Origin of the sequence: Burkholderia mayonis (genome assembly GCF_001523745.2) — a bacterium.
Lineage (GTDB): Bacteria > Pseudomonadota > Gammaproteobacteria > Burkholderiales > Burkholderiaceae > Burkholderia > Burkholderia mayonis.
On sequence record NZ_CP013386.1, the window covers coordinates 901,249 to 927,520 of the forward strand.

The following is a 26,272-nucleotide window of genomic DNA, read 5'->3' on the forward strand; positions in this document are numbered from 1 at the left end:
ATGGACACCATCTCGTTGATCGGAATCGATCTTGGCAAGCATTGCTTTCACCTGCACGCACAGTCCGCATCGGGCCGCATGGTGTTCCGCAAGAAGCTGACGCGCAGCCAAATGTTCACGCTGCTTGCCAATGTGCCGAGTTGTACCGTGGTCATGGAAGCGTGTGCTGGGGCTCACTGGGTCGCCCGGCGCATCCAAGAACTCGGGCACCACGCGAAGTTGATCTCCCCGCAGTTCGTCAAACCTTTCGTGCAAGGCAACAAGAACGACTTCGCCGATGCACAGGCGATCTGCGAAGCGGCATCGCGCCCGAGCATGCGGTTCGTCAGTCCGCGCAACGAGGTGCAACAGACGATCTCGGCGCTGCATCGCGTACGTGAAGCGCTGGTGCGCGACCGTACTGGCACTGTCAACCAGATTCATGCCTTTCTGCTGGAATTTGGGGTCAGCCTGCCCAAGGGGATGGCCGTCATTCGTCGGCTTCCAGCCGTGCTGGCCACACACGCTCTGCCGCCGCGGCTAGTTGAATTGCTCGAGCGTCTGCAAGCGCATTTCAAGTACCTCGATGAACAGATCACGCAGATCGAAAGCGAGCTGATACGGCAGCTGCGGGAGGACGAACGCAGCCAACGCCTGTTGGAGATTCCCGGCATCGGTCCAATCACGGCCAGCGTGTTGGCAACTGAATTGGGCGACGCCCATCAGTTCGCTTGCGCTCGCCAGTTTGCGGCATCCATCGGGCTGGTTCCACGCCAATACAGTACCGGCGGCAAGGCAACGCTGCTGGGAATCAGCAAGCGCGGCGATAAGCATTTAAGGCGACTCCTGGTGCAGTGCGCGCGAGTTCTCATGCTGCACATCGAGCGGCGCACTGATCGCCTGGGCGCCTGGGTCCGCGACCTGCTGGCCCGACGGCATTCCAACGTGGTGGCTTGTGCGTTGGCCAACAAATTGGCGAGGATCGCCTGGGCCATCCTCGCCAGCGGAACACACTACCAAGGTGGTCAGGTTGTGGCAGCAGCCTGACACGGTGCGCCGCCTCCGTTACCCTTTTTACCCAGTCATTTCCTGGTTTTGCGACGCGAGATACGTGAAGACATAAACGGCTCAACGGCCGGGCAAGCAACCTGGTAAAACAAACAGCGCTCTGATGCTGCGGGTTTTTTGAGGTTTGCCCGGCGCGGCTCTCATCATGGGGCGGGAACCTGTTCCCACAACGACCCCGGATAGATTTGCGCATGCCCAATTTACGTCAACACCGCCTCGCTTGCAAAAGTCAGGCTGACCATAGATTGTCTTCAGCGCAGCGGACGCGTCGAGAAACGGAATGTGTCGCGAAATGAAGCGCACGCCGGAGATCGGATCGGTGTCCGGTTTTTGGGACGCCATTCGAAAAGCGGTGTTTTCGTTCGAGCGACCGCGCGGCGGCGCGCGCCGCGCGGTCGTGGCTCAATGCAGGTCGGCGGGTTGTCCGTCGAAATCGCGGCCCGCGCGGCGGATGTCGCTGCGCGCGTCCTTCTCGCCCTTCACGCCGTTGAACACGAGATTGAGCACGACGGCCGACACCGATGCGAGCAGGATCCCGCTGTGGAGGATCGGCGCGAGCGCGGCGGGCAGCTTCGAGAAGAAGTTCGGCGACACGACGGGCACGAGCCCGAGGCCGATGCTTACCGCAACCACGAACAGGTTGTGATGATTGCGCACGAAGTCGACCTTCGACAGCACCTTCACGCCGTTCGCCGCAACCATCCCGAACATCACGATGCCCGCGCCGCCGAGCACGAACGGCGGCACTGATGCGACGAGCTGCGCCATCTTCGGAAAGAGCCCGAGCAGCACGAGGATCGCGCCGCCCGTCGCGCAGACGAAGCGGCTCTTCACGCCCGTCACGCCGATGAGCCCGACGTTCTGCGAGAACGACGTGTGGGGGAACGAGTTGAAGATGCCGCCGATCAGCGTGCCGAGCCCGTCGACGCGCAGCCCGCGCACGAGCGCGTTCTGATCGACGGGCCGCTCGACCATGTCGCCGACCGCGAGGAACATCCCGGTCGACTCGATGAACGTGACGAACATCACGATCACCATCGTCGCGATCGACAGCGGATCGAAGTGCGGGAGTCCGAAATGGAACGGCGTCACGAGGCCGACCCAAGGCGCGGCCGCGACACCGTCGGTGTTCACGCGGCCCGCGGCGAACGCGATCGCGAAGCCCGCGACCATGCCGAGCAGCACGGAGATGTTCGCGACGAAGCCGCGGCCGAACTTGTTGATGAGGAGGATCAGCATCAGCACGAGGAGCGACAGGCCGAGATAGACCGGATCGCCGTAATTCGGATTGCCGACGCCGCCCGCCGCCCAGTTGATTCCGACTTCCATCAGCGACAGACCGATCACGGAGATCACGGTGCCGACGACGACGGGCGGAAAGAACCGCAGCAGCTTGCCGATCATCGGCGCGAGCACGATGCCGATCGCGCCCGCCGCGATCGTCGAGCCGAAGATGTCGAGGATGCCGAGGCCGGGGTTCGTGCCGATCGCGATCATCGGACCCACGGCCGCGAACGTGCAGCCCATGATGACGGGCAGGCGGATCCCGAAGATCCACAGGCCGAGCGTCTGGATCAGCGTCGCGATTCCGCACGCGAACAGGTCCGCGCTGATCAGGAAGGCGATCTGGTCTTTCGGCAGCTTGAGTGCGCCGCCGACGATGAGCGGCACCGCGACGGCGCCTGCATACATGACGAGAACGTGTTGCAGCCCGAGCGTCAGCAGCTTGCCGGACGGCAGCACGTCATCGCACGGATGGACCGTGTTCGATTGCATCTGTCTCACTCCATGATCTTGTTTTGAAGATGATTCGACGTTATGCGCATCGACGAACCGCAACAAGAGCACTGGGTTCTATTCCGTGCTTTGCTGCGTCGATATGCGCGCGGGGCGTCGGGGAGCGATGCGTTCATCTCGGGGACCTGCGGGCAAGTGGGTGTCGCGGTTTTATCGCCGGCCAAAATTGATCGGTCGACGTCGCCAAATATCGTCTGGTTTATGGTCTGTATCGACGGAGCGGCATAGTGGCCGCGCGCGACGCGCGAAATTCGCACCGGGTTAACCCGCGCGCAGCCGTTTCGTGCGGGAATTTGGGCGGTACACGCGGACTGCGTGAGCGCGGACGAGCGGACGGTTATCATCGGCGTCGGCTCATTCGAATCCATGTTTCGTTATGCGATTTCTCGGCATCGATCTGGGGACCGGTTCCCTCAAGCTCGCGATCGTCGACGGCGACGGGCGCGTATGTGCGTCGGCGGGCGCCGCGTACGCGGTCGCGACGCCGCAGCCAGGCTGGGCGGAGATCGACGTCGCCGCGTGGTGGCGCGCGCTCGCCGACGCCGCGCAGCGCTTGCCCGGACGCGAGCGCGAGCAGGTGCGGGCGATCGGCTTTTCCGGGCAGATGCACGGCGTCGTGCTGACCGGCGCGTCCGGGCGCGCGCTGCGGCCCGCGATGCTCTGGCCCGATGCGCGGGCGACCGCGCTCGTCGCGAGCTGGCCCGCGGCGTCCAATCCCGTGTCGCCCGGCATGGCGGGGCCGCTGCTCGCGTGGCTCGCCGCGCATGAGCCCGACACGCTGCGCGCCGCGCGCTGGGCGCTGCAGCCGAAAGACTGGCTGCGCGTCGCGCTGGGCGGCGATGTCGCGAGCGATCCGTCCGACGCGTGCGCGACCGCGCTCGCGGGCCCGGACGGAGACTGGGACGATGCGCTGATCGAATCGCTCGGCTTGCCACGCGCGTTGTTCGCGCCGCCGAGCGCATCGGACGCGCGGTGCGGCACGCTGTCGGCCGATGCGGCGCGCGCGCTCGGCCTGCCCGCGGGCATCGCGCTCGCGACGGGCGCGGGCGACACGCCGTGCGCGGCGCTCGGCAGCGGCCTCGCGCACGACGGCGACGCGCTGTTGACGACCGGCACGGGCGGCCAGATCGTCGTGCTGACCGCGCAGGGCGCTGTGCCGCGCGCGGGCCTGCACCGTTATCGTGCGGCGGGCGGCGCGCGTTATTACACGATGGCCGCGATGCAGAACGTCGGGATCGCGCTCGAATCGGCGCGCGGCTGGCTCGTCTATCCGGATTGGCGCGCCGCCTACGACGATGCGTTCGGCGCGAACGCATCGCCGCGGATCAGCTTTCTGCCGTATCTGACGGGCGAGCGCTCGCCGTGGATGAATCCCGCCGCGAGAGGCGGCTGGCTCGGCTTGTCGCTTGGCGACTCGCGCGGCGCGCTGATGCGCGCGGCGTTCGAAGGCGTCGCGTTCGCGTTGCGCGCGGGGCTCGACGCGATCCGCGCCGACGGCTCGCCCGTGCGTGCGCTGCGGCTCGCGGGCGGCGGCTCGGTCGAGCCGCGCTGGCGGCAACTGCTCGCCGACGTGCTCGACGTCGAGCTCTTCGCGGTCGACGGCGCGGACGCCGCCGCGCGCGGCGCGGCGCTGCTCGGCGGCGTCGCGGCGGGCCATTGGCGGGCGGCGGAGTTCGCCGCGCTCGCGCCGGGCGCGACCCGCGTCGCCGCGCCGGCGCACGATGCCTCGCTTGCCGCGCGCCACGCGCGCTTCGTCGAACTCTATCGACGCACCGAAGCATGGTTCGCGGCGGGCGTGTGAGTGTTTCCGTCGCGCCGGCCGGCGTCGATGCCGCTTCGACCGGCGCGGCGCGAACGTCGTCGTGAAAGCGAAGCGTTCGCCACGCGAATCGCATCGCCGCGCCGCCGAAAACGGCGGTCGGACACGGCGACGCACGGCGTTTCGCCGGGCGCCCGGCAGGAGAGCGCCGGCGCGGCCGACGCTTCAGTGCGCGTCGCCGCTCGCGGGCAGCTCGCGCACGCCGGTGCCGGAGAACCGTTCGCGGTAGGCGCCGGGCGTCACGCCCAGGCGGCGCACGAACACGCGCCGTAGTTGATCGTCGGAATGAAATCCGCTGCGAACGGCGACGGTCTTGAGCGGCAGCCCTTCTTGCTCGAGCATTCGACGCGCTTTTTCCAGTCGTGCGATTTCGATGAATTCGGCCGGTCGATAGCCGGTTTCCCGCACGAAGACGCGGATGAAGTTGCGCTCGCTCATCGTGGCGCGCTTCGCGAGTTGCGCAACGGTCAAACGCTCGTCCAGCGAATTCAGAATCCAGTCCTGAACGTCGCGGATGGACGAGTGGGCGGTCATCTGACTGGCCAGATAGACGCTGAACTGCGATTGTCCGCCGGGCCGTTTCAGGTAGATCACGAGATCGCGCGCGACGGCGAGCGCGATCTCTCGGCCGAGATCCTCTTCGACCATCGCGAGCGCGAGATCGAGGCCGGCCGTGACGCCCGCCGAAGTCCACACGTTGCCTTCCCGCACGAAAATGGCGTCGGGTTCCACCTTTACCGCCGGATAGCGAACCTGCAACATGGTCGCGACGCTCCAGTGCGTCGTCGCGCGGCGGCCGTCCAGCATCCCGGATTCGGCAAGAAAGAAGCAGCCGGAGCACAGTCCCACCATCCGGCCGATCCGGCCGGACACGTCGCGGCACCAGCCGACGAGCATCGACGTGTCGCGCAGCGCGCGTTCGATGTCGCGCGCGCCGACGACGATCGCCGTGTCCGGCACGGCGACGGTGTCGATCGCCTTGGTCGCTTCGAGCACGATGAGGGTGTCGGACTTGACTGCGCCCTTCGCGGGCGCGGCGATCTGAAGATCGTAGACGGGCGCGTGTCCGGCGGCGGCGAGCCGCGCGTTCGCATAATCGAACACGTTGATGACGCCGACGGCCTCGATTGCCTTGAATCCCGGATAGATCACGACATCGACGGTCGTCGTTCGATGTCGGGGGGAAATTTCCGCTGCCATGCCGTTTCACCATCGACTTGCCGAGACGGCGCCGATCTTAACCCACTTCATCGATCCGGACGATCGCTCGCGCTGCGGGAGCGCGTCCCGGCGCGCACGGTCGCCGTTGTTCGCGCGCGCTGCCGGCGGGCGCGGCTGCCCTGGGGCATGGAGCGCGCTGCGTCCGGCGGCGCGCCTGCACCGGTATTGCCGGTTCGTTTATCCGGTCGCTCGCGCGTCGCGACCGATCGCGCCCCGTCGACGAACGGTGGCGTGCGGCGAGTTGGGGCACAATCACGGGCGGCATGTCCGCCCGTCGGGCGGGGGCGCGCGTGCTCCGGATGCGCGGGCGACGCCCGTAGTCCGTCGCCCGTCGCCCGTCGCGGGCGTTCGGCTCCCGGGCCTCTGCGCGGCCGGGCGGGAGGAGCGGAGCGGGCGGCGCCGCAGGAACGGGCATGGCGATGGCCGCCGGGTCCTGACAACTTTCCGCCGATTCCTGCCAATTTCCTTGCCGCTGCCGCCGGGCCGGCCGTGCATGCGGATACACTTTGGGCACTCAACCCAGCTACTTCTCTGGAGAACACGCATGAAAACGAAAGCCGCGATCGCCTGGAAGGCGGGCGAACCGCTGACGATCGAAGAGGTCGATCTCGAAGGTCCGCGCGCGGGCGAGGTGCTGATCGAGGTGAAGGCGACGGGCATCTGCCACACGGACTACTACACGCTCTCTGGTGCGGACCCCGAAGGCATCTTCCCGGCGATCCTCGGCCACGAAGGCGCGGGCGTCGTCGTCGACGTCGGTCCGGGCGTCGGCACCGTGAGGAAGGGCGACCACGTGATTCCGCTCTACACGCCCGAATGCCGCGAGTGCAAGTTCTGCCTGTCGCGCAAGACGAACCTGTGCCAGAAGATCCGCGCGACGCAGGGCAAGGGCCTGATGCCCGACGCGACGTCGCGTTTCTCGATCGGCGGCAAGCCGATCTTCCACTACATGGGCACGTCGACGTTCTCGAACTACATCGTGGTGCCGGAGATCGCGGTGGCGAAGGTGCGCGAGGACGCGCCGTTCGACAAGATCTGCTACGTCGGCTGCGGCGTGACGACGGGCGTCGGCGCGGTCGTCTACTCGGCGAAGGTCGAGGCGGGCGCGAACGTGGTGGTGTTCGGTCTCGGCGGGATCGGCCTGAACGTGATCCAGGGCGCGAAGATGGTCGGCGCGGACAAGATCATCGGCGTCGACCTGAACCCGAAGCGCGTCGAGCTGGCGAGGAAATTCGGCATGACGCACTTCGTCAACCCGAGCGAGGTCGAGAACGTCGTCGATCACATCGTGCAACTGACGGACGGCGGCGCGGACTATTCGTTCGAATGCATCGGCAACGTGAAGGTGATGCGCCAGGCGCTCGAGTGCACGCACAAGGGCTGGGGCCAGTCGTTCATCATCGGCGTCGCGGCGGCGGGCGAGGAGATCAGCACGCGGCCGTTCCAGCTGGTGACGGGCCGCGAGTGGAAAGGCTCGGCGTTCGGCGGCGCGCGCGGGCGCACCGACGTGCCGAAGATCGTCGACTGGTACATGGAAGGCAAGCTCAACATCGACGACCTGATCACGCACACACTGCCCCTCGAACGGATCAACGACGGCTTCGATCTGATGAAGAAGGGCGAGTCGATCCGCTCGGTCGTGCTGTACTGATCGCGAACCTTGCTTGCGAGCGGAGTCAGCGCCGATGCGCTAACGGCTTCGCATCGGACCGAACCAAGCGCCAAGGCGCCTGGTTCGGTCGACATCTGATCGACAGGAGACGGACAATGCTCGAACTCGTTTCGTCGCACGCGTGTCACGGCGGCGAACAGCGCTTCTATCGCCATGAGTCGAAGGCGATCGGACTGCCGATGCAGTTCTCGGTGTACGTGCCGCCGCAGGCGGCGCACGGCCGCGTGCCGGCGCTGTTCTATCTGGCGGGGCTCACGTGCACCGAGGAGACGTTCGCGATCAAGGCGGGCGCGCAGCGCTTCGCCGCGCGGCATGGGATCGCGCTCGTCGCGCCCGATACGAGCCCGCGCGGCGCGGGCGTGCCGGGCGAGGCGGATGCGTGGGACTTCGGCGTCGGCGCGGGCTTCTACGTGAATGCGACCGAAGCGCCGTGGTCGACGCACTGGCGGATGGATTCGTACGTCGTCGACGAACTGCGCGAGATCGTGACGGCCGGGTTGCCGATCGACGGCGCGCGGCTCGGCGTCTTCGGCCATTCGATGGGTGGGCACGGCGCGCTCGTGCTCGCGCTGCGCAATCCGGGCGTGTATCGGTCGGTGTCGGCATTCGCGCCGATCGCGGCGCCGACGCGTTGCCCGTGGGGCGAGAAGGCGTTTTCCGGTTATCTGGGCGCCGATCGCGACGCGTGGAAGCAGTACGACGCAAGCGAACGGGTCGCGCGCGCGGACGCGCCGCACTTCGGCGAAGGCATTCTGATCGATCAGGGGCTCGCCGACCCGTTCCTCGCGACGCAGCTGAACCCGGACGTGTTCGAGGCCGCATGCCGCGCGGCGGGGCAGCCGCTCACGCTGCGCCGTCACGAAGGCTACGATCACGGCTATTACTTCATCTCGACGTTCATCGCCGATCACATCGAGCATCACGCGCGCGTGCTGTGCCGATGAGCATACGATAGATCGCTCGCGAGAGCGACCCGGCAACGAAAAAAGCCCACACGGCTCAGGCGAGCGGCGTGGGCTTTTCTATCGGCCGATCGGCGTGCTTCGCGCGCCGCCGAACGTCATGCGTTGTGCCGCCGCCCGGCGAGACTCGCGCCATAGACGACTGCCGACAGCGCGGTGATCCAGAAGCTCGTCGGCCAGTCGGTGTAATACGCGAGCGTGATGCCGAGCCACGCTTCGCCGAGCGCGAACGCGGCCGCGAGCCAGACGCCCGTCGTGAGGCGCGTCGCGAGATTCTGTGCGGCGGCCGCGGGCCCGACGAGCAGCGTGAACACGAGCAGCACGCCGACGATCTGCGTGCACGCGGCGACGGCGAGCGCGCAGATCGACAGGAACAGGATCGACACGAGCCGCAGCGACACGCCCTTCGCCTCCGCGAGCTCCGGCTGCAGCGACGCGAAGAGGAGCGGCCGCGCGATCGCCGCGAGCGCGACGAGACTCACCGCGCCGATCGCGGCGAGCACGACGAGCGTCGCGTGGCTCACGCCGAGCACGTTGCCGAACAGGAGCGCCGTGACCTGCGTCGCGTAGCTCGTGTAGAAATGCAGGAACAGCAGCCCGCAGCCGAGCGCGACCGACAGGATCACGCCGATCGCGACGTCGCGGCCCGCGAGCCGCTCGCCGAGCGCGCCCATGCCGATGCCGGCGGCGAGCGTGAAGCCGATCATCCCCCAGATCGGCGACAGGCCGAGGAGCGCCGCGCCCGTCGCGCCGGTGAAGCCGACGTGCGACAGCGCATGGCCCGCGAACGTCTGCCCGCGCAGCACGAGGAAGTAGCCGACGATGCCCGCGAGCACGGCGACGATCCCCGCCGCCGCGAACGCGTTGACCATGAATTCGTATTCAAACATCGTGTGAGTGTCCGGCGCCGTGTGAGTGGGCGTGGCCATGGCCGTGCCCATGTCCGCGAGCATGCTCGTGGTCGTGCTCGTCTTCGTGCCCGTGATCGTGCTTCTCGACCTCGACGTCGCCCGACATCACGAAGATGCGGCCGTTCACGCGCATCACGTCGATCGGCGAGCCGTACAGCCGCGACAGCACGGGCTTCGTGATTACTTCGTCGACGGTGCCGAGCGCCGCGACGCCGTTGCCGAGATACAGCACGCGATCGAGCGCGTTCAACAGCGGGTTGAGCTCGTGCGCGGAGAACAGCACGGTGATGCCGAGCTCGCGCTGCACGCGCCGCACGAGCTCGACGACGCCGCGCTGATGATTCGGATCGAGGCTGATGAGCGGCTCGTCGAGCAACAGGAGCTTCGGCGCGCCGAGCAGGCATTGCGCGAGCAGCAGGCGCTGGCGCTCGCCGCCCGACAGCTCGGAAAGCGGCCGCTTCGCGAGGGCCGTCGCGCCGACGAGCTCGAGTACGCGGTCGACGTCGGCCGCGACCGAAGCGCTCGCGTGCGGCAGCCCCCAGCGATGGCCGTCCGCCGCCATCGCGACGAAGTCGTGGCCGCGCACGCGGCGACCGGCGAGCGCGCTGCGGATCTGCGGCATGTAGCCGATCGCCGGATTGCCGCGCGCGACGGGCTCGCCCGCGACGCGGATCGCGCCGGATTCGGCCGGCACGAGGCCGAGCACCGCGCGCATCAGCGTCGTCTTGCCGGCGCCGTTCGGCCCGAGCACGCCGACGAATTCGCCCGCCTCGACGGCGAAGCTCACGTCGCGCAGGATCGTGCGGCCGCCGAGCGCGAGCGTCACGTGTTCGAGTTCGAGCGCATGCATGGATTGGGTCATGTCGTTACGGACGCTGGCCGAGCGCCGCCGCGAGCGCGTCGAGCTGCGCGAGCATCCATTGCTGGAAGGTCTTGCCGGCGGGCTGCGTCTCGGTGACGCTCACCGTCGGCACGCGCGCATCCTGCGCGATCGTCAGCATCCGCTTCGTCATCGGCTCGACCGCCTGGCTGTTGTAGATCAGCACGCGCACCTGGCGCTTTCTCAGATCGTTCTCGAACGCGGCGACGTCGGCGGGGCTCGCCTCGGTGTCGTTCATCGTTGCGAGCTGGAAGCGCGGGTTGCGCATCTCGAGCCCGATCGCATCGGCCATGTAGCCGAACACGGGCTCCGTCGCGGTCACGGGCACGCCCTTGTAGCGCGCGCGCAGCTCGGCGACCTTCGCGTCGATCGGCTTGATCGACGCGACGAACTTCGCGAGGTTCGCGTCGTACTCGGCCTTGTGCGCCGGATCGGCCGAGCCGAGCGCCGCGGCGAGCGCGCGCGCGGCGACGGGCATCGTCGCCGGGTCGTACCACAGGTGCGGGTTGTCGCCCGCCTTCTTGCCGACGAGCTCCGCGACGATGACCGCTTTGCGCTTCGTATTCTTCGACGCGGCGAGGAGCTTTGCCATCCACGGATCGTAGTCGGCGCCGTTGTAGATCACGAGGTCCGCGCGCTGCAGCTCGCGCGCGACCTTCGGGCTCGCTTCGAACAGATGCGGATCCTGATCCGGATTGCTGAGGATGCTCGACACCACGACGTGCGCGCCGCCGATCTGCTTAGCGACGTCGCCGTAGAAGTTCTCGGCGGCGACGATCTTGAACGTCGCGTTCTGCGCAAACGCGGTGCCGGCGAGCGCGAGCGCGGCGACGCCGGCGGCGAGCGTGCGCGTCACGCGCGACGCGCGCAGCGTGAGCGGCGAGCCTGCCGAACGCGGCGCGCGCGACAAAGATGCAAACGTGCGCAACGGCGCACGCAACGTGGCGGCAAAGGACATGCGGTCGATCCTCGATTCGGTTGACGGAATGAAAAGCCGGGGGAAGGCAGCCGGAAAAGATGTCGAGCGGCTCAGCCGTGGTGCGCGTGCTTCGTCTTGCACTGTCCGCAGAGGCCGGTCAGCTCGACGACCTGCCGATGCACCTCGAAGCCGTGCGCGGGCGGGCTCGCCGAGAGCTGCTTGGCGAGATCGCCGCCGGGAATCTCGACGGTTTCGCCGCATTCCTCGCAGATCAGGAACTGCCCTTCGTGCGGCTTGCCGATCTCGCAGCACGCGATGAACGCGTTCTTCGATTCGATCCGGTGGATGAAGCCGTGCTCGACGAGAAATTCGAGCGCGCGGTAGACGGTCGTCGGCGGCACGCGGCCGCGTTGCGGCTCGAGCTCGGCGAGCAGATCGTACGCGCCGATCGGCCGGCCGGAGGCGAGCACGCGCTCGTAGACTTGCCGGCGCAGCGGCGTCCACGCGAGGCCGTGCTCGGCGGCGAACGCGTCGGCGCGGGAGAGGCGGGCGGAGAGCGAGTGGGTCGAGGCCATCGTGCGAACCGGTCGGACGGAAGATGGCGTGATGATATAACGTATCCGATCGCGTTGCATCCTCGCGCCGTACACCCCGCCCGTAGCCCTTCTCCCGCCTGAGCCGCCCGCATTCGCGATGCGGCGGCGCATCATCGAAAGACGGCTCTTCCGCCTTGACAGTGCCGGATTCGTGATCGATCATGCGTTCGCGCATGGAGCAAATGATCGATAGGCGAGCGAACGCTCGATTCGACGGCCGACGGCGCGACGTATAACGAATCGGAGACACCCGTGAGACTGCAGGAGAAGGTCGCGATCCTGACGGGCGCGGCAAGCGGTATCGGCGAAGCGGTGGCGCGGCGCTATCTGGAAGAGGGCGCGCTTTGCGTGCTCGTCGATCTGAAGCCGGCCGACGGCTCGCTCGCGCGGCTCATCGACGCGCATTCCGACCGCGCGATCGCCGTGCCGGCGGACGTCACGCGCCGCGACGACATCGCGCGCATCGTCGCCACGGCGGTCGAGCGCTTCGGCGGCGTCGACATTCTCTTCAACAACGCGGCGCTCTTCGACATGCGCCCGCTCCTCGACGAATCGTGGGACGTGTTCGACCGCCTCTTCGCCGTCAACGTGAAGGGGATGTTCTTCCTGATGCAGGCGGTCGCGCAGCGGATGGTCGAGCAGGGGCGCGGCGGCAAGATCGTCAACATGGCGTCGCAGGCGGGCCGCCGCGGCGAGGCGCTCGTGTCGCACTACTGCGCGACGAAGGCCGCGGTGCTGAGCTACACGCAGTCGGCCGCGCTCGCGCTCGCGAAGCACCGGATCAACGTGAACGGCATCGCGCCCGGCGTCGTCGACACGCCGATGTGGGTGCAGGTCGACGCGCTCTTCGCGCGCTACGAGAACCGCCCGCTCGGCGAGAAGAAGCGGCTCGTCGGCGAAGCGGTGCCGCTCGGCAGAATGGGCGTGCCCGACGATCTCACCGGCGCCGCGCTGTTCCTCGCGTCGGCCGACGCCGACTACATCACCGCCCAGACGCTCAACGTCGACGGCGGCAACTGGATGAGCTGACATGAAACGATTCCCATGCTTTCGTCGCTCGTTCTCCCGCGCGGGGGCGGTCAGTCGCCTCGGGGCGGCCCTGCGCGAGCCGGCGTGATGGCCGCGATCGTCGCCGCAGGCGAACTGCTCGCCGAATTCGTCGCCGCGCAGCGCGGCCAGGGCTTCGATGTGCCGGGCGCGTTCGCCGGCCCGTTTCCGAGCGGCGCGCCCGCGATCTTCGCCGATCAGGCGGCGCGCATGGGCGCGTCGGTCGCGTACGCGGGCTGCGTCGGGAACGACGCGTTCGGCGACGCGATCGTCGCGCGGCTCGCGGGCCACGGCGTCGACGTCGCGCGCGTTCGCCGCGCCGCGCGGCCGACCGGCATCGCATGCGTCGCCTATCGCGCGGACGGCGGCCGGCAATTCGTATTCAGCATCGAAGGCAGCGCATCCGCGCTCCTCGAGCCGGCCGACGTCGATCCGTCGATGTTCGCGGGCTGTCGCTATTTCCACGTGATGGGCTCGTCGCTCACGAGCGAGAACGCGATCGCCGCGGTGAAGCGCGGCGTGATCGAGGCGGCGCGCGTCGGCGCGAAGATCTCGTTCGATCCGAACGTGCGCGCCGAGATGCTCGCGTTCGCGCCGATGCGCTCGGCACTCCGCGAGATGCTCGACGCGTGCCACCTGTTCCTGCCGAGCGACGCCGATCTGCCGTTCTTCTGCGGACCGCAGCCGGCCGAGCGCGCGATCGCGGGGCTGCTCGCGACGCATCCGCTCCTCGAGCGCGTCGTGCTGAAGCGCGGCGCGGCGGGCAGCGCCGCGTTCGACCGCACGGGCAGCGTCGCCGCGCCCGCATACGAGACCGCCGAAGTCGATCCGACCGGCGCGGGCGACTGCTTCGGCGGCACGTTCGTCGCGTGCGCGATCGCGGGGCTGCCGGCCGCGACCGCGCTCGCTCGCGCGAACGCGGCGGGCGCGCTCGCGGTGTCGCGCGTCGGGCCGATGGAGGGCAACAGCATGCCGGACGAAATCGATCGTTTTCTCGCCGAGCGGGGGGGGCGATGCGCGGCGTGAGCACCGTCGTCGAACGCCCGCGTGCGACCGGCCACCCGGTGCAGATGCTGCGCGGGATCTTCGACGCGAACCGCGCGGGCCGCGCGAGCGGCATCTATTCGGTGTGCAGTGCGCATCGCCTCGTGCTCGAAGCGGCGTTCGAAGCGGCGCGCGCGGACGAATCGCCGCTTCTCGTCGAAGCGACCTGCAACCAAGTCAATCATCGCGGCGGCTATACCGGGATGACGCCCGCGGATTTCCGGCGAGACGTCGACGCGCTCGCGCGCGACGCGGGCTTTCCGGCGCAGGCGCTGATTCTCGGCGGCGATCACCTCGGCCCGAATCCGTGGCGGCACCTGTGCGCGCACGACGCGATGCGCGAGGCGCGGACGATGGTCGCCGCGTACGTCGCCGCGGGCTTCATGAAGATCCATCTCGACGCGAGCATGGCGTGCGCGGACGATGCCGCGCCGCTGTCCGACGCGACGCTCGCCGAGCGCGCGGCGCAGCTTTGCGCGGCCGCGGAAGAGGCGGCCGCCGCCGCGGGCGTGTCGCCCGTCTACGTGATCGGCACTGAAGTGCCGACGCCGGGCGGCGAGCTGAGCGTGGCGGCGGCCGGCGCGGCAACGGACACGGCAACCGGCGCGGCGTATGAAGCGGCGCATGAAGCGGCGCATGGCGCGGCGAACGAGCATGGCGGCGAAGCGAATCCCCCGGCGAGCGATGCGCGCGGCGCGGCGGCCGGCCATCGCGGCGCGTTCTCGCAAATCGAAGTCACGCGCGCGGACAGCGTGAGCGCGACGCTCGCCGCGCATCGCGACGCGTTCGCGCGGCACGGCTTGCGCGACGCGTGGTCGCGCGTGATCGCGATCGTCGCACAGCCGGGCGTCGACTTCGACGATCGCCGCGTGCTCGACTACGATCCGGCGCGCGGAGCCGAGCTCGGTGCGAGCATCCTGCGCACGCCGCCGCTCGTGTTCGAAGCGCATTCGACCGATTATCAGACGGACGACGCGCTCGCCGCGCTCGTTCGCGATCACTTTGCGATCCTGAAGGTCGGGCCGGCGCTGACCTTCGCGCTGCGCGAGGCGCTGTTCGCGCTGACCTACATCGAGGATGCGCTCTTCGACGACGCGTCCGAACGCTCGCAGCTGCGCGACGTGATCGATGCGGCGATGCGCGAGCGTCCCGAATACTGGGCGCCGTACTACCGCGGCGACGCGCTCGCGCAGCGGCTCGCGCGTCAGTTCAGCTACAGCGACCGGATCCGCTATTACTGGCTGCAGCCCGCCGTCGCGGCGGCGCTCGCGCGCCTCTTCGACAACCTCGCGCGCCGCGCGCCGCCCGAGACGCTCGTCGCGCAATGGCTGCCCGACGTGTATGCCGCGTGCCGTCGCGGCGAGCTCGCGCGCGAGCCGGTCGCGTGGGTGCGCCACCGAATCCGGGACGTGATCTCGCGCTATGCGCGCGCGTGCGGGATGCAGCAAAGCGCTTGAAGCAGTCCGTCCAACGGGCGGCAAACACGATATCAAGACAGGAGACACGCCATGCAACGAAAGACGTTCATCGCCGCCGCCGCGCGCCTCTTCGCGGGCGCCGCGCTCGCGTCGTCGGCGCTCGCCGCGCAGGCGGCGACGCTGACGGTCGCGACGCTCAACAACCCGGACATGATCGAGCTGAAGAAGCTGTCGTCCGCGTTCGAGAAGGCGAACCCGGACATTCGTTTGAACTGGGTGATTCTCGAAGAAAACGTGCTGCGTCAGCGCGCGACGACCGACATCACGACGGGCAGCGGCCAGTTCGACGTGATGGCGATCGGCACGTACGAGGCGCCGCAGTGGGGCAAGCGCGGCTGGCTCGCGCCGATGACGAACCTGCCCGCCGACTACGATCTGAACGACGTGATCAAGACGGCGCGCGACTCGCTGTCGTACAACGGCCAGCTCTACGCGCTGCCGTTCTACGTCGAGAGCTCGATGACGTTCTATCGGAAGGACCTGTTCGCGGCGAAGGGCCTGAAGATGCCCGGGCAGCCGACCTACGACCAGATCGCCGAGTTCGCCGACAAGCTGACCGACAAGGCGAACGGCACGTACGGGATCTGCCTGCGCGGCAAGGCCGGCTGGGGCGAGAACATGGCGTACGTGTCGACGGTCGTCAACACGTTCGGCGGCCGCTGGTTCGACGAGAACTGGAACGCGCAGCTCACGTCGCCCGAATGGAAGAAGGCGATCAACTTCTACGTGAACCTGCTGAGGAAGAACGGGCCGCCGGGCGCGAGCTCGAACGGCTTCAACGAGAACCTGACGCTCACCGCGTCGGGCAAGTGCGCGATGTGGATCGACGCGACGGTCGCGGCGGGCATGCTGTACAACAGGCAGCAATCGCAAGTCGCGGACAAGATCGGCTTCGCGGCGGCGCCCGTGGCCGCCACGCCGAAGGGCTCGCACTGGCTGTGGGCATGGGCGCTCGCGATCCCGAAGACATCGAAGCAGCAGGACGCGGCGAAGAAGTTCATCGAATGGGCGACGTCGAAGCAGTACGTCGAAATGGCCGGCAAGGACGAAGGCTGGGCGTCGGTGCCGCCGGGCACGCGCCAATCGACTTATCAGCGCGCCGAATACAAGGCCGCCGCGCCGTTCTCCGACTTCGTGCTGAAGGCGATCCAGACCGCCGATCCGAACGATCCTTCGCTGAAGAAGGTGCCGTACACGGGCGTCCAGTACGTCGGCATTCCTGAATTCCAGTCGTTCGGCACGGTGGTCGGCCAGGCGATCGCGGGCGCGGTCGCGGGGCAGATGAGCGTCGATCAGGCGCTCGCCGCCGGTCAGGCCGCGGCCGATCGCGCGGCGCGCCAGGCCGGCTACCGGAAGTGAAGCGCCGCGCGCGCCGCGCCGCTCGCGGGCGCGGCGCGCACGGCATCGCAGTGACGCGGGCGCAGGCGGCACGCGCGCCCGCGTATCGAACGAGGTGATCCCGATCATGCGTCACTTACGTCTTCCTCTCGCTCACTCGGCGTCGCTTGGCGACGCGAGGCCCGCTGCCGACGAGCGCGCGCGCGGCAAGCCGGCGCGCTGGCTCGCGACGCCGTCCGTCGCCGTGCTGTTCCTGTGGATGGCGATCCCGCTCGCGATGACGATCTGGTTCTCGCTTTCTCGCTACAACCTGCTGAACCCCGACGTCCAAGGCTTCGCCGGCCTCGACAACTACCGCTTTCTCGCGACCGATCCGTCGTTCTTGCCGGCGATCTGGCACACGCTCGCGCTGATCGGCTCGGTGCTCGCGATCACGGTGGCCGGCGGCGTGCTGATGGCCGTGCTGTTCGACCGCAAGTTCTACGGGCAGGGCGTCGCGCGCCTGTTCGCGATCGCGCCGTTCTTCGTGATGCCGACGGTGTCGGCGCTCATCTGGAAGAACATGATCCTGCATCCGGTATACGGACTCGTCGCGTGTGCGATGCGCGCGCTCGGGATGCAGCCGATCGACTGGTTCGCGCAATATCCGCTCGCGTCGATCGTGATGATCGTCGCGTGGCAATGGCTGCCGTTCGCCTTCCTGATTCTCTTCACCGCGATCCAGTCGCTCGACCAGGAGCAGAAGGAGGCCGCGCGGATCGACGGCGCGGGCCCGTTCGCGATGTTCTTCTACATCACGCTGCCGCACCTGAAGCGCGCGATCGCGGTCGTCGTGATGATGGAGACGATCTTCCTGCTGTCGATCTTCGCGGAAATCTATACGACGACGGGCGGCGGCCCGGGCGACGCGACGACGAACCTGTCGTACCTGATCTACGCGCTCGGCCTGCAGCAGTTCGACGTCGGGCTTGCATCGGCGGGCGGGATTCTCGCCGTCGTGCTCGCGAACGTCGTGTCGTTCTTCCTCGTGAGAATGCTCGCGCGGAATCTGAAAGGGGAGTACGAAGCATGAGCGATCTGACCGTATCGACTTCGCATGGGACTTCGCGCGGCGCGGGCGGCGGGCTGCCCGCCGCGTTCGGCGCCGTGAAGCGCGCGCTGCCCGGCGTGCTGGCGTGGCTCGTCGCGCTCGTGCTGTTCTTCCCGATCTTCTGGATGGCGATCACCGCGTTCAAGACCGAGCAGCAGGCGTATTCGTCGACGCTCGTCTTCGTGCCGACGCTCGACAGTTTCCGCGAGGTGTTCGCGCGCAGCAACTACTTCGCGTTCGCGTGGAACTCGGTGCTGCTCTCGGCGGGCGCCACCGTGATCTGCCTGCTGCTCGCGGTGCCCGCCGCGTACGCGATGGCGTTCTTTCCCGGCAAGCGCACGCAGAAAGTGCTGCTGTGGATGCTGTCGACGAAGATGATGCCGTCCGTCGGCGTGCTCGTGCCGATCTATCTGCTGTGGAAGAACGCGGGGCTCCTCGACACCGTCTCGGGGCTCGTGATCGTCTACACGCTGATCAATCTGCCGATCGCCGTGTGGATGACGTTCACGTACTTCAACGAGATTCCAAGGGACATCCTCGAAGCGGGGCGCATCGACGGCGCGTCGACGTGGCAGGAGATCGTCTATCTGCTGATGCCGATGGCGCTGCCGGGGCTCGCGTCGACCGCGCTCCTGCTCGTGATCCTGTCGTGGAACGAAGCGTTCTGGAGCATCAATCTGTCGAGCTCGAACGCCGCGCCGCTGACCGTGTTCATCGCGTCGTACTCGAGCCCCGAAGGGCTCTTCTGGGCGAAGCTGTCGGCGGCGTCGCTGCTCGCGGTCGCGCCGATCCTCGTCGTCGGCTGGCTGTCGCAGAAGCAGCTCGTGCGCGGCCTCACGTTCGGGGCGGTCAAATGACGGCAAGTGCGACGGCAAGTGCGACGGCGCGGGCGAACGACGCGCGCGTGCTCGTCTGCGACTGCGACGGCGTGCTGATCGACAGCGAGGCGATCGCGGCCGACGTGCTCGTGCGCGAGCTCGAAGCGCGCTGGCCGGGCGTCGCGGTGCGGCCGATCGTGATGCCGCTCCTCGGCCTGCGGACCGAGCGCGTGCTCGACAGCGCGAGCGCGCGCGCGGGCCGCGCGCTCGTCGATTCGGATGTCGAAGCGATTCGGCGCAGCGTCGAGGAAGCGGCCGTCGAGGCGCCGATCGTCGACGGCATCGACGCGGCGCTCGCGCAGATCGATCTGACGATCGCGTGCGCGAGCAACAGCCGGCGGCATTACGTCGACGCCGCGCTGCGCCGGACGGGCCTCAAGCGCTTCTTCGGCGAGCGGCTTTTCTGCGCGGACGGCGTCGCGCGGCCGAAGCCCGCGCCCGACGTCTATCTCGCCGCCGCGCGCGCGCTCGGCGTCGCGCCTTCGCAGTGCCTCGTCGTCGAGGATAGCGCGACGGGCGTGACGGCCGCGGCGGCAGCGGGCATGACGGTGCTCGGCTTCGTCGGCGGCGGGCACGCGTCGCCGGCGCAGGTCGGTGCGCTGCGCGGGATCGGCGCGCGGCGCGTGTTCGACGACATGCGCGAGCTGCCCGGGCTCGTCGCGCAATGGGTCGCGACGGGCGCGGTGCAGCCGCACTGAACGATCATGCCGAGCGCGTTCGATCGTCGCGCGGCCGCCTAACTGAACGGAGACAAATCATGGCAAGCGTGCTCCTGCGCAATATCGCGAAGCGCTACGACGACAACGAAGTGCTGCGCAACGTCAATCTCGACATCGCGGACGGCGAGTTCGTCGTGTTCGTCGGGCCGAGCGGCTGCGGCAAATCCACGCTGATGCGGATGATCGCCGGGCTCGAGGACATCTCGAGCGGCGACTTGCTGATCGACGGCGCGAAGGTCAACGACGCGCCGAGCGCGAAGCGCGGCATCGCGATGGTGTTCCAGTCGTACGCGCTCTATCCGCACATGACGCTCTACGACAACATGGCGTTCGGCCTCAAGCTCGCGGGCGCGAAGAAGCAGGCGATCGACGATGCGGTCAGGCAGGCGGCGAAGATCCTGCACATCGACCATCTGCTCGACCGCAAGCCGAAGCAACTGTCGGGCGGCCAGCGGCAGCGCGTCGCGATCGGCCGCGCGATCACGAGAAAGCCGAAGGTGTTCCTGTTCGACGAGCCGCTGTCGAACCTCGATGCGGCGCTGCGCGTGAAGATGCGGCTCGAGTTCGCCCGGCTGCACGACGCGCTGAAGACGACGATGATCTACGTGACGCACGATCAGGTCGAGGCGATGACGCTCGCCGACAAGATCGTCGTGCTGTCGGCGGGCAGCGTCCAGCAGGTCGGCGCGCCGAACGCGCTGTATCACGCGCCCGCGAACCAGTTCGTCGCGGGTTTCATCGGCTCGCCGAAGATGAACTTTCTCGCGGGCGTCGTCGAATCGGCGTCGGCCGACGGCGTGCTCGTGCGCTTCGAATCGGGCGAGACGCAGCGCGTCGCGGTCGAAGCGGCGGCGCTGCGCGCGGGCGAGCGCGTGACGGTCGGCATCCGGCCCGAGCATCTGCACGTCGGCATCGCGGGCGGCAACGGCATCGTCGCGCGGACGATGGCGGTCGAGTCGCTCGGCGACGCCGCCTATCTGTACGCGGAGTCGGCTGTCGCGCCGGACGGGCTGATCGCGCGGATTCCGCCGCTCGACATGTATCGCGCGGGCGAGAGGCTGCGCGTCGGCGCGCAGCCCGAGCATTGCCATCTGTTCGACGAAGCGGGGCGCGCGTTCAAGCGGAAGCCGAAGCACGCGATGGCGGCTTGACGCGAGGGCCGCGCCGGATCTGGCCTGTCGCCCGATCCGGCGCGCGTCGCGGCGTGCATTGCCGTGCGCGTTGCGGTGCGCATTGCGGCGAGATGCGCGCGCGCAGGCGCGATCACGCGAGCAGCTTGGGATCGCTCTTGCCGTACTTGATCGAGCGCTCGTCGGCGACCATCAGCCCGGTGTTCTCGTTGCGCCCCTGCAGCACGAGACGCGCGTCCTTCGCGCCGATCTGCTCGGCCGCCTTCCGGCTGTCGACACCGATCTCGCCTTTCTTCATCCGGTTGACGATCACGCCGACGGCGGTGTCGGCGAAGTCGCGCAGCATCCACGCGTCGCCGTCGCTGTCGCCGAACACGAGAAGCGGCCCGTAGCCCTTCTTCGATTGCAGCTCGTTGCGGATGCCGACGGTCTTGCCCGGCCCGTAGTTGAACGGCCAGTTCGGCGCGTATTCGTTCACGTACTTGCCGTCGGCCGTCACGAGCCGCATGCCGATCACGTTCGCGTCGGGCACGCCGTAGCCGAACGCCGGATGGCCGGCGAACACGCGCACGACGTCGTCGAGCGACGCGGTGCTGACGTATACGTCGATCCCGTTCGAGCGCAGCGTGTCCATCATCGCGCGAATTTCCTCGTGGATGCGGATGCCGTGGAAGTGCGTCGCGGCGACGACGCCCGCTCGGCCGGGCAGCGCGCGCGAGCTTTCGTACGTGACCTTGCGCAGCGCGTCGCCGAGATTCGCGACGTTGCTTTGATACGCCATCGCCTGCAACTCGTCGCGCGTCATGCCCGCGTACCAGTACATGATCCACTTGTAGCCGATCTCGACCGGATACGTGTCGCAGATCGCGTCGTACATGAAATACAGCTTCGCGCGGAAATCCAAGAACCGCTCGCTGCGACGGATCTCGTCGAGCGGCTTGTCGCCGCCGAGGCCCTGATAGTTCGCGTGCAGCCAGCGATAGTCATTGTCGACGTCGGCCGCGATGTCCTCCATCCGCACCGGCTTGCCGTCGATCGTCGTGTAGCCGAGCTTTGCGTCGAACGGGCCGTCCGGCACGCCCTGGCGCAGGATCGCGGAGAACTGGCCAGGCGTCAGGCGGTAATGCAGCCCGTCGATCTGGTGCATCAGCAACGCCTCTTCGCAGTCGTTCATGATGCTCGTGTTGTCCCAGTCGAACACCGCGTAGGGCCGGCGGTCGGCGCGGTAGGTCGGGCTCGGCGCACCGTGCGCGGCGAGCACGGCGCGCAGCCGCGCGACGTTGCGCGGCGACCAGCGGCCGGGCGTCAGCGACAGCGGGGCGGCGGGCGTGGCGGATGCGTCGGACGCGGCGCGCGCCGGGGACCATGCGGCGGCGGCCATCGCGGCCGAGGCGCTCGCCAGCGAGCGAACGAAGTGTCGACGTCCTGTTTTCATCGAGGTTCTCCGAAGGGATGCGCGCGGCGAAGCGGAACGACGGAAATGACGCCGCCCGATTCGCTGGAAGCGACGGGATGCCGGTCAGCATCGCGCCCCATAAAACGGATTGCATGACGAAATCGGACGTTTGTCTGTCGAAACGCGACTGATGCGGCGCAGCACGCGGCGTGTCGCTAGCAGGCTTGCTCGACGAGCGCCGCTCGCGCACAGGTTTCGTCGGTCACGAGCCCCGACAGCCACCCGCCGCGCAGCGCCGCGAGCACCGCGACGCGCTTGCGCGGCCCGCCCGCGAAGCCGATCGTCGGACGCTTCGGCGGCGCGTCGAGCGCGACGCTCGTCACGCGCGCGCTCGTCGACGCCTCGATCCGCCGGCCTTGCGCATCGATCGGCAGACCGAGCATTTCGGCCACCGCGCCGAGCTCGACCATCTCGCTCAGTTCGTCGGCGGTGATGAAGCCGTCCTCGAACAGCGGGCAGTGCGCGCCGATGTTGCCGACGCCGACGAACGCGACGTCCGCCTCCGCCGACAGCTTCTCGACGATCCGGTACAGCCGGTGATTGCACCACTGCGCGCGTTCGGCGTTGCTGTCCGCGAAGAGCGGCGCGGGCAGCAGGAAATGCTTGCCGCCCGTCTTCTCGGAGATGTGCTGCGCGACGTCGTACGGGTTCGACGAGCCGTCCTGCGCGATCGCGCCGACCATCGACACGAGCCGGTGCTGCGGCCGCTCGATCTGCGCGATCTGCGCGACCGCGGCCTTCAGCGTCCGGCCGCTGCTGACCGCGACCACCATCGGCCTTTCTTCGTTCAGATAGCGCTCCATCACCTGCGCGCCCGCGACCGCGAGCTTGCGGTCGACCGCGTCGGGCGCGTCGCCGTCGATCGGCACGACTTCGCACATCGCGAGGCCGTAGCGCTTCGATAGCTGCGCGGCGAGATCGAGGCAGTCGGCGACGCGATGGTCGACGCGCACGCGAATCAGGTTCTTCTCGACCGCGAACGCGACGAGGCGCTGCGCGACGGGGCGCGACACCTGCAGCTTTTCGGCGATTTCGTTCTGGGTGTCGCCCGCGACGTAGTAGAGCCACGCGGCGCGCGTCGCGAGATCGAGTTTTTCGGAGGATTTGGACACGGTAGAGGGATCTCAGGTCAGGCGGGCGTCAGGCGGGCCGTCGAGCGCCGGGGAAAAGTTCGCACTGTAGCGCACGGCGCTCACGCGAGCCGCTCGCGCGACGGCTCGAACAGCGGCCGCACGTGACGGTACAGCGCGCGGAACGTGTCGAGCCGCTCGCGCAGCGCCGCGTGGCGAGCCGCGTTCGGCGCGAACTCGTCGCGCAGCGGCGGCTTCGTCAGCACGTCGCGCGGATCGCCGCCGACCGCGAGCCAGCCGAGCCGAGCCGCGCCGAGCGCCGCGCCCGTCTCGCCGCCGCCGTGCCGGCGCGTGCGCACGCCGAGCGCGTCGGCGATCAGTTGCGCCCAGTACGCGCTTCTCGCGCCGCCGCCGATCAGCGACAGCGCGTCGGTCTGCGTGCCCCCTGCGATCAGCGCGTCGAAGCCGTCGGCGAGCGCGAGCGTCACGCCTTCGAGCACCGCGTAGCCGAGGAGCGCGCGGTCGGCGCCGTGCGTCATCCCGAACAACACGCCTTGCGCATACGGATCGTTGTGCGGCGTGCGCTCGCCCGACAGATAGGGCAGGAAGTACGGCGCGTTCCCGCACGCGGCGGGATCGAGCGCGGCGACTTCGGCGAGGAGCGCCGGCTCGTCGGTCGACGTCAGCTTGCAGATCCAGCGCAGGCAGCTCGCCGCCGACAGCACGACGCTCATCTGCTGCCAGCGGCCGGGAATCGCGTGGCAGAACGCGTGGACGGCCGACGCCGGGTTCGGCCGGAAGCGGTCGCCGACGACGCTCAGCACGCCCGACGTGCCGAGCGACACGAAGCCGTCGCCCGGCTGCGTCGCGCCGATGCCGAGCGCGCTCGTCGCATTGTCGCCGCCGCCGCCCGCGACGACGACCGCTTCGGCGAGCCCGAGCTCGCGTGCGATGTCCGCGCGCAGCGTGCCGGACGGCGCGTTGCCTTCGACGATCCGCGGCATCTGCGCGCGCGCCATGCCGCCCGCGGCGAGGAGCGCGCCGGACCAGTCGCGCTTCGCGGCGTCGAGCCACAGCGTGCCCGCCGCGTCGGACGGGTCCGACACCTTCGCGCCCGTGAGCCTCAGGCGCAGATAATCCTTCGGCATCAGCACGCACGCGATCTCGCGGAACACGTGCGGCTCGTGCCGCGCGACCCACAGGAGCTTCGGCGCGGTGAAGCCCGGCATCGCGAGATTGCCGGCGATCGCATGCAGATCGGGCGCGCGGGCTTCGAGCGCCACGCATTCGTCGGCGCTGCGCATGTCGTTCCACAGGATGGCCGGGCGCAGCACGCGATCGTGGCGATCGAGCAGCACCGCGCCGTGCATCTGGCCGGACAGGCCGATCCCGCGCACGTCGCCGAAGGCGCGAGGATGCCGCGCGCGCAACGCGGCGAGCGCGGCGAGCGTGCCCGTCCACCAGTCGTCCGGATGCTGCTCGGCCCAGCGCGGATACGCGCGTGCGACGGTAAACGGCGTGCCCGCCGTGCCGACGACGATGCCGTCGGGCGAGAGCAGCAGCACCTTGACTTCGGAGGTGCCGAGATCGATGCCGAGATACATGGGCGGAAAACGGTGCGTCGACAGGGAGCCGCTACTTTAGCCGCGCGCCCGCTGCCGTGCCAATGGCGATTTGACCCGAGTGACGCGCACGGCCGTTCAGCGGCTCGCGAGCCACGCGTCGACGCGCGCGAGGCCCGCGCGCAGCGCGTGGTCGAGCGCGGCCGTGCCAGCGAGCGATCCCCACAGCGGGCGCTGCCCCGCGAGCGCGGCGACGGGATCGTCCGCGCCCGCGATCGCGCGCGCGGCGTCGGGGTCCATCACGCCGTCCTGGTACGCGTACGGCAGCGTGCCTTTCGCCCAGCGTTGCAGGAAGCGCAGGAAGAGGGCGGGCAGCACCGCGGTCGACGCCGGCTCGACGCCGCGCGCGATCGATTCGGCGAGCGTCGGCGCGATGAAGCCGGGAATTTTCGAGAAGCCGTCGGCCGCGACGCGCTGGTTCGTGTCGCGGATGTGCGGATTGCCGAAGCGGTCGAGCACGACGTCGCGGTAGCGCGCGAGATCGAGCGGGCTCGGCGCGAGGCACGGGATCACGCCGTCCGTCACGTACGCGTGCGCGAAGCGGCGGATGCCGGCGTCGTGCGTGCCTTCGTGGATGTACGCGTAGCCCGCGAGCGTGCCCGCCCATGCGATGCAGCTGTGCGTTGCGTTCAGGATCCGGATCTTCGCTTCCTCGTACGGATGAACGTCCCCGACGAGCTCCGCGCCCGCCTTCTCCCATGCCGGTCGGCCGGCCGCGAAGCGGTCTTCGATCACCCACTGGATGAACGCTTCGCCCATGACCGGGCACGCGTCGTCGACGCCCGCCGCCGCGAGCACGCGCTCGCGGACATCGGGCGTCGGGCGCGGCGTGATGCGGTCGACCATCGAGCTCGGGCACGCGACGTTCGCGTCGAACCACGCGAGCAGATCGACGAGCCCGCGCCGCGACAGGAATTCGCGCATGCCGGCGCGAAAGCGCGCGCCGTTGTTGCGCAGGTTGTCGCAGCTCTGCAGCGTGACGGGGCCCGCGCCGCGCGCGACGCGCTCGGCGAGCAGCGCCGCGAGCGCGCCGTAGATCGTGACGCGCGCGCCTTGCAGATCGGCCGCGAGATCGGGATTCGACGTGTCGAGCCGATCGTGCTCGTCGAGGGCGTAGCCGCCTTCCGTCACCGTGAACGACACGATCCTGCACGCCGGATCGGCGCCCGCGTCGACGAGCGCCGCGAGATCGATCGACCAGGGCAGCACGCGCGAGATCGAGCGGACCGTCTCGTATGCGCGCTCGCCCTGCGGCGTGACCGTTTCGAGCGTGTAGACGCCGTGCTGCGCGGCGAGCGCGTCGCGCGTCGCACGCATGTCGTCGCGGATGTCGCCGACGACGAGCGACCAGCGCTCGCCGGCGGGCGACGCTGCGTTGACGCGATGCAGGTACCACGCCTGATGCGCGCGGTGGAACGAGCCGACGCCGATGTGCAAGATCGCCGGCGCGGCGCTGGATGGACTGCTCATCCCGTGTCTCCTGGCGGCTGGCTGGCGCCTGCCGAATCCCGAATAAGATCATTTGCTCTTTATGTGAGCGAATGATCTTATTCGATTGGGCGAAAGTCAAGGCGAT

The 26,272-nt window shown here is 68.8% G+C and carries 22 protein-coding genes; 12 read left to right on the plus strand and 10 right to left on the minus strand.

All coding sequences use genetic code 11. The annotated features are described in order from the left end of the window. Positions 1-1,026 (plus strand): IS110 family RNA-guided transposase, encoded by a 1,026-nt coding sequence (locus tag WS70_RS04515; RefSeq protein WP_059597921.1) that lies wholly within the window; start codon positions 1-3, stop codon positions 1,024-1,026. A 423-nt stretch (positions 1,027-1,449) separates the two neighbouring features. Here the strand turns inward: WS70_RS04515 and WS70_RS04520 are convergent, their stop codons facing one another. Next, positions 1,450-2,823, minus strand: a complete 1,374-nt coding sequence (locus WS70_RS04520; RefSeq protein WP_059596724.1) for a nucleobase:cation symporter-2 family protein — start codon at positions 2,821-2,823, stop codon at positions 1,450-1,452. 397 nt (positions 2,824-3,220) lie between these two features. Here WS70_RS04520 and WS70_RS04525 point away from each other — a divergent pair, with 397 nt between their 5' ends. Then, positions 3,221-4,645 carry a xylulokinase gene (locus WS70_RS04525; protein WP_059473682.1) on the plus strand — a complete coding sequence of 475 codons (1,425 nt, stop codon included), beginning with the start codon at positions 3,221-3,223 and terminating at the stop codon, positions 4,643-4,645. Positions 4,646-4,828: 183 nt separating this feature from the next. Here the strand turns inward: WS70_RS04525 and WS70_RS04530 are convergent, their stop codons facing one another. After that, entirely contained in the window at positions 4,829-5,863 is a 1,035-nt protein-coding gene (locus WS70_RS04530) for a GlxA family transcriptional regulator (protein ID WP_059596723.1), read from the minus strand. A gap of 565 nt (positions 5,864-6,428) precedes the next feature. Here WS70_RS04530 and WS70_RS04535 point away from each other — a divergent pair. Both WS70_RS04535 and fghA read left to right on the plus strand, forming a co-directional pair. Continuing rightward, on the plus strand, positions 6,429-7,535 hold the full coding sequence (locus tag WS70_RS04535) for an S-(hydroxymethyl)glutathione dehydrogenase/class III alcohol dehydrogenase (protein ID WP_059596722.1): 1,107 nt from the start codon (positions 6,429-6,431) through the stop codon (positions 7,533-7,535). A gap of 116 nt (positions 7,536-7,651) precedes the next feature. Next, on the plus strand, positions 7,652-8,500 hold the full coding sequence (gene fghA / locus WS70_RS04540) for an S-formylglutathione hydrolase (RefSeq protein WP_059596721.1): 849 nt from the start codon (positions 7,652-7,654) through the stop codon (positions 8,498-8,500). A gap of 116 nt (positions 8,501-8,616) precedes the next feature. Here the strand turns inward: fghA and WS70_RS04545 are convergent, their stop codons facing one another. The 4 genes from WS70_RS04545 to WS70_RS04560 all read right to left on the minus strand — a co-directional run bounded on the left by WS70_RS04545 (position 8,617) and on the right by WS70_RS04560 (position 11,803). Beyond that, a complete protein-coding gene (locus WS70_RS04545) occupies positions 8,617-9,408 on the minus strand; it encodes a metal ABC transporter permease (RefSeq protein WP_059473678.1) in 792 nt (263 codons plus the stop codon). Then, positions 9,401-10,279: an ABC transporter ATP-binding protein gene (locus WS70_RS04550; protein WP_059473677.1), complete on the minus strand. Its 879-nt coding sequence runs from the start codon at positions 10,277-10,279 to the stop codon at positions 9,401-9,403. Before WS70_RS04550 ends, WS70_RS04545 begins: the two co-directional genes overlap by 8 nt. Before the next feature lie 16 nt (positions 10,280-10,295). After that, positions 10,296-11,267 carry a metal ABC transporter solute-binding protein, Zn/Mn family gene (locus WS70_RS04555; RefSeq protein WP_059473676.1) on the minus strand — a complete coding sequence of 324 codons (972 nt, stop codon included), beginning with the start codon at positions 11,265-11,267 and terminating at the stop codon, positions 10,296-10,298. Positions 11,268-11,338: 71 nt separating this feature from the next. Next, a complete protein-coding gene (locus tag WS70_RS04560) occupies positions 11,339-11,803 on the minus strand; it encodes a Fur family transcriptional regulator (protein WP_059473675.1) in 465 nt (154 codons plus the stop codon). 273 nt (positions 11,804-12,076) lie between these two features. On the opposite strand from WS70_RS04560, the gene WS70_RS04565 reads away from it, so the two are divergent. The 8 genes from WS70_RS04565 to WS70_RS04600 all read left to right on the plus strand — a co-directional run bounded on the left by WS70_RS04565 (position 12,077) and on the right by WS70_RS04600 (position 20,569). Beyond that, entirely contained in the window at positions 12,077-12,853 is a 777-nt protein-coding gene (locus tag WS70_RS04565; protein WP_059473674.1) for an L-iditol 2-dehydrogenase, read from the plus strand. A gap of 87 nt (positions 12,854-12,940) precedes the next feature. Beyond that, entirely contained in the window at positions 12,941-13,897 is a 957-nt protein-coding gene (locus tag WS70_RS04570; protein ID WP_059473673.1) for a sugar kinase, read from the plus strand. Further along, positions 13,885-15,372, plus strand: coding sequence for a class II D-tagatose-bisphosphate aldolase, non-catalytic subunit (locus WS70_RS04575; protein ID WP_059596720.1), 1,488 nt, complete (start codon positions 13,885-13,887; stop codon positions 15,370-15,372). Before WS70_RS04570 ends, WS70_RS04575 begins: the two co-directional genes overlap by 13 nt. 51 nt (positions 15,373-15,423) lie before the next feature. Further along, positions 15,424-16,752 (plus strand): ABC transporter substrate-binding protein, encoded by a 1,329-nt coding sequence (locus WS70_RS04580; RefSeq protein ID WP_059473671.1) that lies wholly within the window; start codon positions 15,424-15,426, stop codon positions 16,750-16,752. A 106-nt stretch (positions 16,753-16,858) separates the two neighbouring features. Beyond that, positions 16,859-17,803: a carbohydrate ABC transporter permease gene (locus WS70_RS04585; protein ID WP_059473691.1), complete on the plus strand. Its 945-nt coding sequence runs from the start codon at positions 16,859-16,861 to the stop codon at positions 17,801-17,803. Then, positions 17,800-18,678, plus strand: coding sequence for a carbohydrate ABC transporter permease (locus WS70_RS04590; protein WP_059473670.1), 879 nt, complete (start codon positions 17,800-17,802; stop codon positions 18,676-18,678). Before WS70_RS04585 ends, WS70_RS04590 begins: the two co-directional genes overlap by 4 nt. Beyond that, the gene (locus WS70_RS04595; RefSeq protein ID WP_059473669.1) at positions 18,675-19,397 is read left to right on the plus strand and encodes an HAD family hydrolase; all 723 of its coding nucleotides are present in this window, start codon (positions 18,675-18,677) and stop codon (positions 19,395-19,397) included. Before WS70_RS04590 ends, WS70_RS04595 begins: the two co-directional genes overlap by 4 nt. 59 nt (positions 19,398-19,456) lie before the next feature. Then, entirely contained in the window at positions 19,457-20,569 is a 1,113-nt protein-coding gene (locus WS70_RS04600; RefSeq protein WP_059473668.1) for an ABC transporter ATP-binding protein, read from the plus strand. Positions 20,570-20,681: 112 nt separating this feature from the next. On the opposite strand, the gene WS70_RS04605 is transcribed toward WS70_RS04600, so the two are convergent. The 4 genes from WS70_RS04605 to dalD all read right to left on the minus strand — a co-directional run bounded on the left by WS70_RS04605 (position 20,682) and on the right by dalD (position 26,166). Continuing rightward, the gene (locus tag WS70_RS04605) at positions 20,682-21,983 is read right to left on the minus strand and encodes a haloacid dehalogenase-like hydrolase (protein ID WP_059473667.1); all 1,302 of its coding nucleotides are present in this window, start codon (positions 21,981-21,983) and stop codon (positions 20,682-20,684) included. A 176-nt stretch (positions 21,984-22,159) separates the two neighbouring features. Beyond that, positions 22,160-23,116 carry a sugar-binding transcriptional regulator gene (locus WS70_RS04610; RefSeq protein WP_059473666.1) on the minus strand — a complete coding sequence of 319 codons (957 nt, stop codon included), beginning with the start codon at positions 23,114-23,116 and terminating at the stop codon, positions 22,160-22,162. An 80-nt stretch (positions 23,117-23,196) separates the two neighbouring features. Further along, positions 23,197-24,678 carry a xylulokinase gene (xylB, locus tag WS70_RS04615; RefSeq protein WP_059596719.1) on the minus strand — a complete coding sequence of 494 codons (1,482 nt, stop codon included), beginning with the start codon at positions 24,676-24,678 and terminating at the stop codon, positions 23,197-23,199. 96 nt (positions 24,679-24,774) lie between these two features. Next, positions 24,775-26,166, minus strand: coding sequence for a D-arabinitol 4-dehydrogenase (gene dalD, locus WS70_RS04620; protein WP_059473664.1), 1,392 nt, complete (start codon positions 26,164-26,166; stop codon positions 24,775-24,777). Positions 26,167-26,272: the final 106 nt, after the last annotated feature.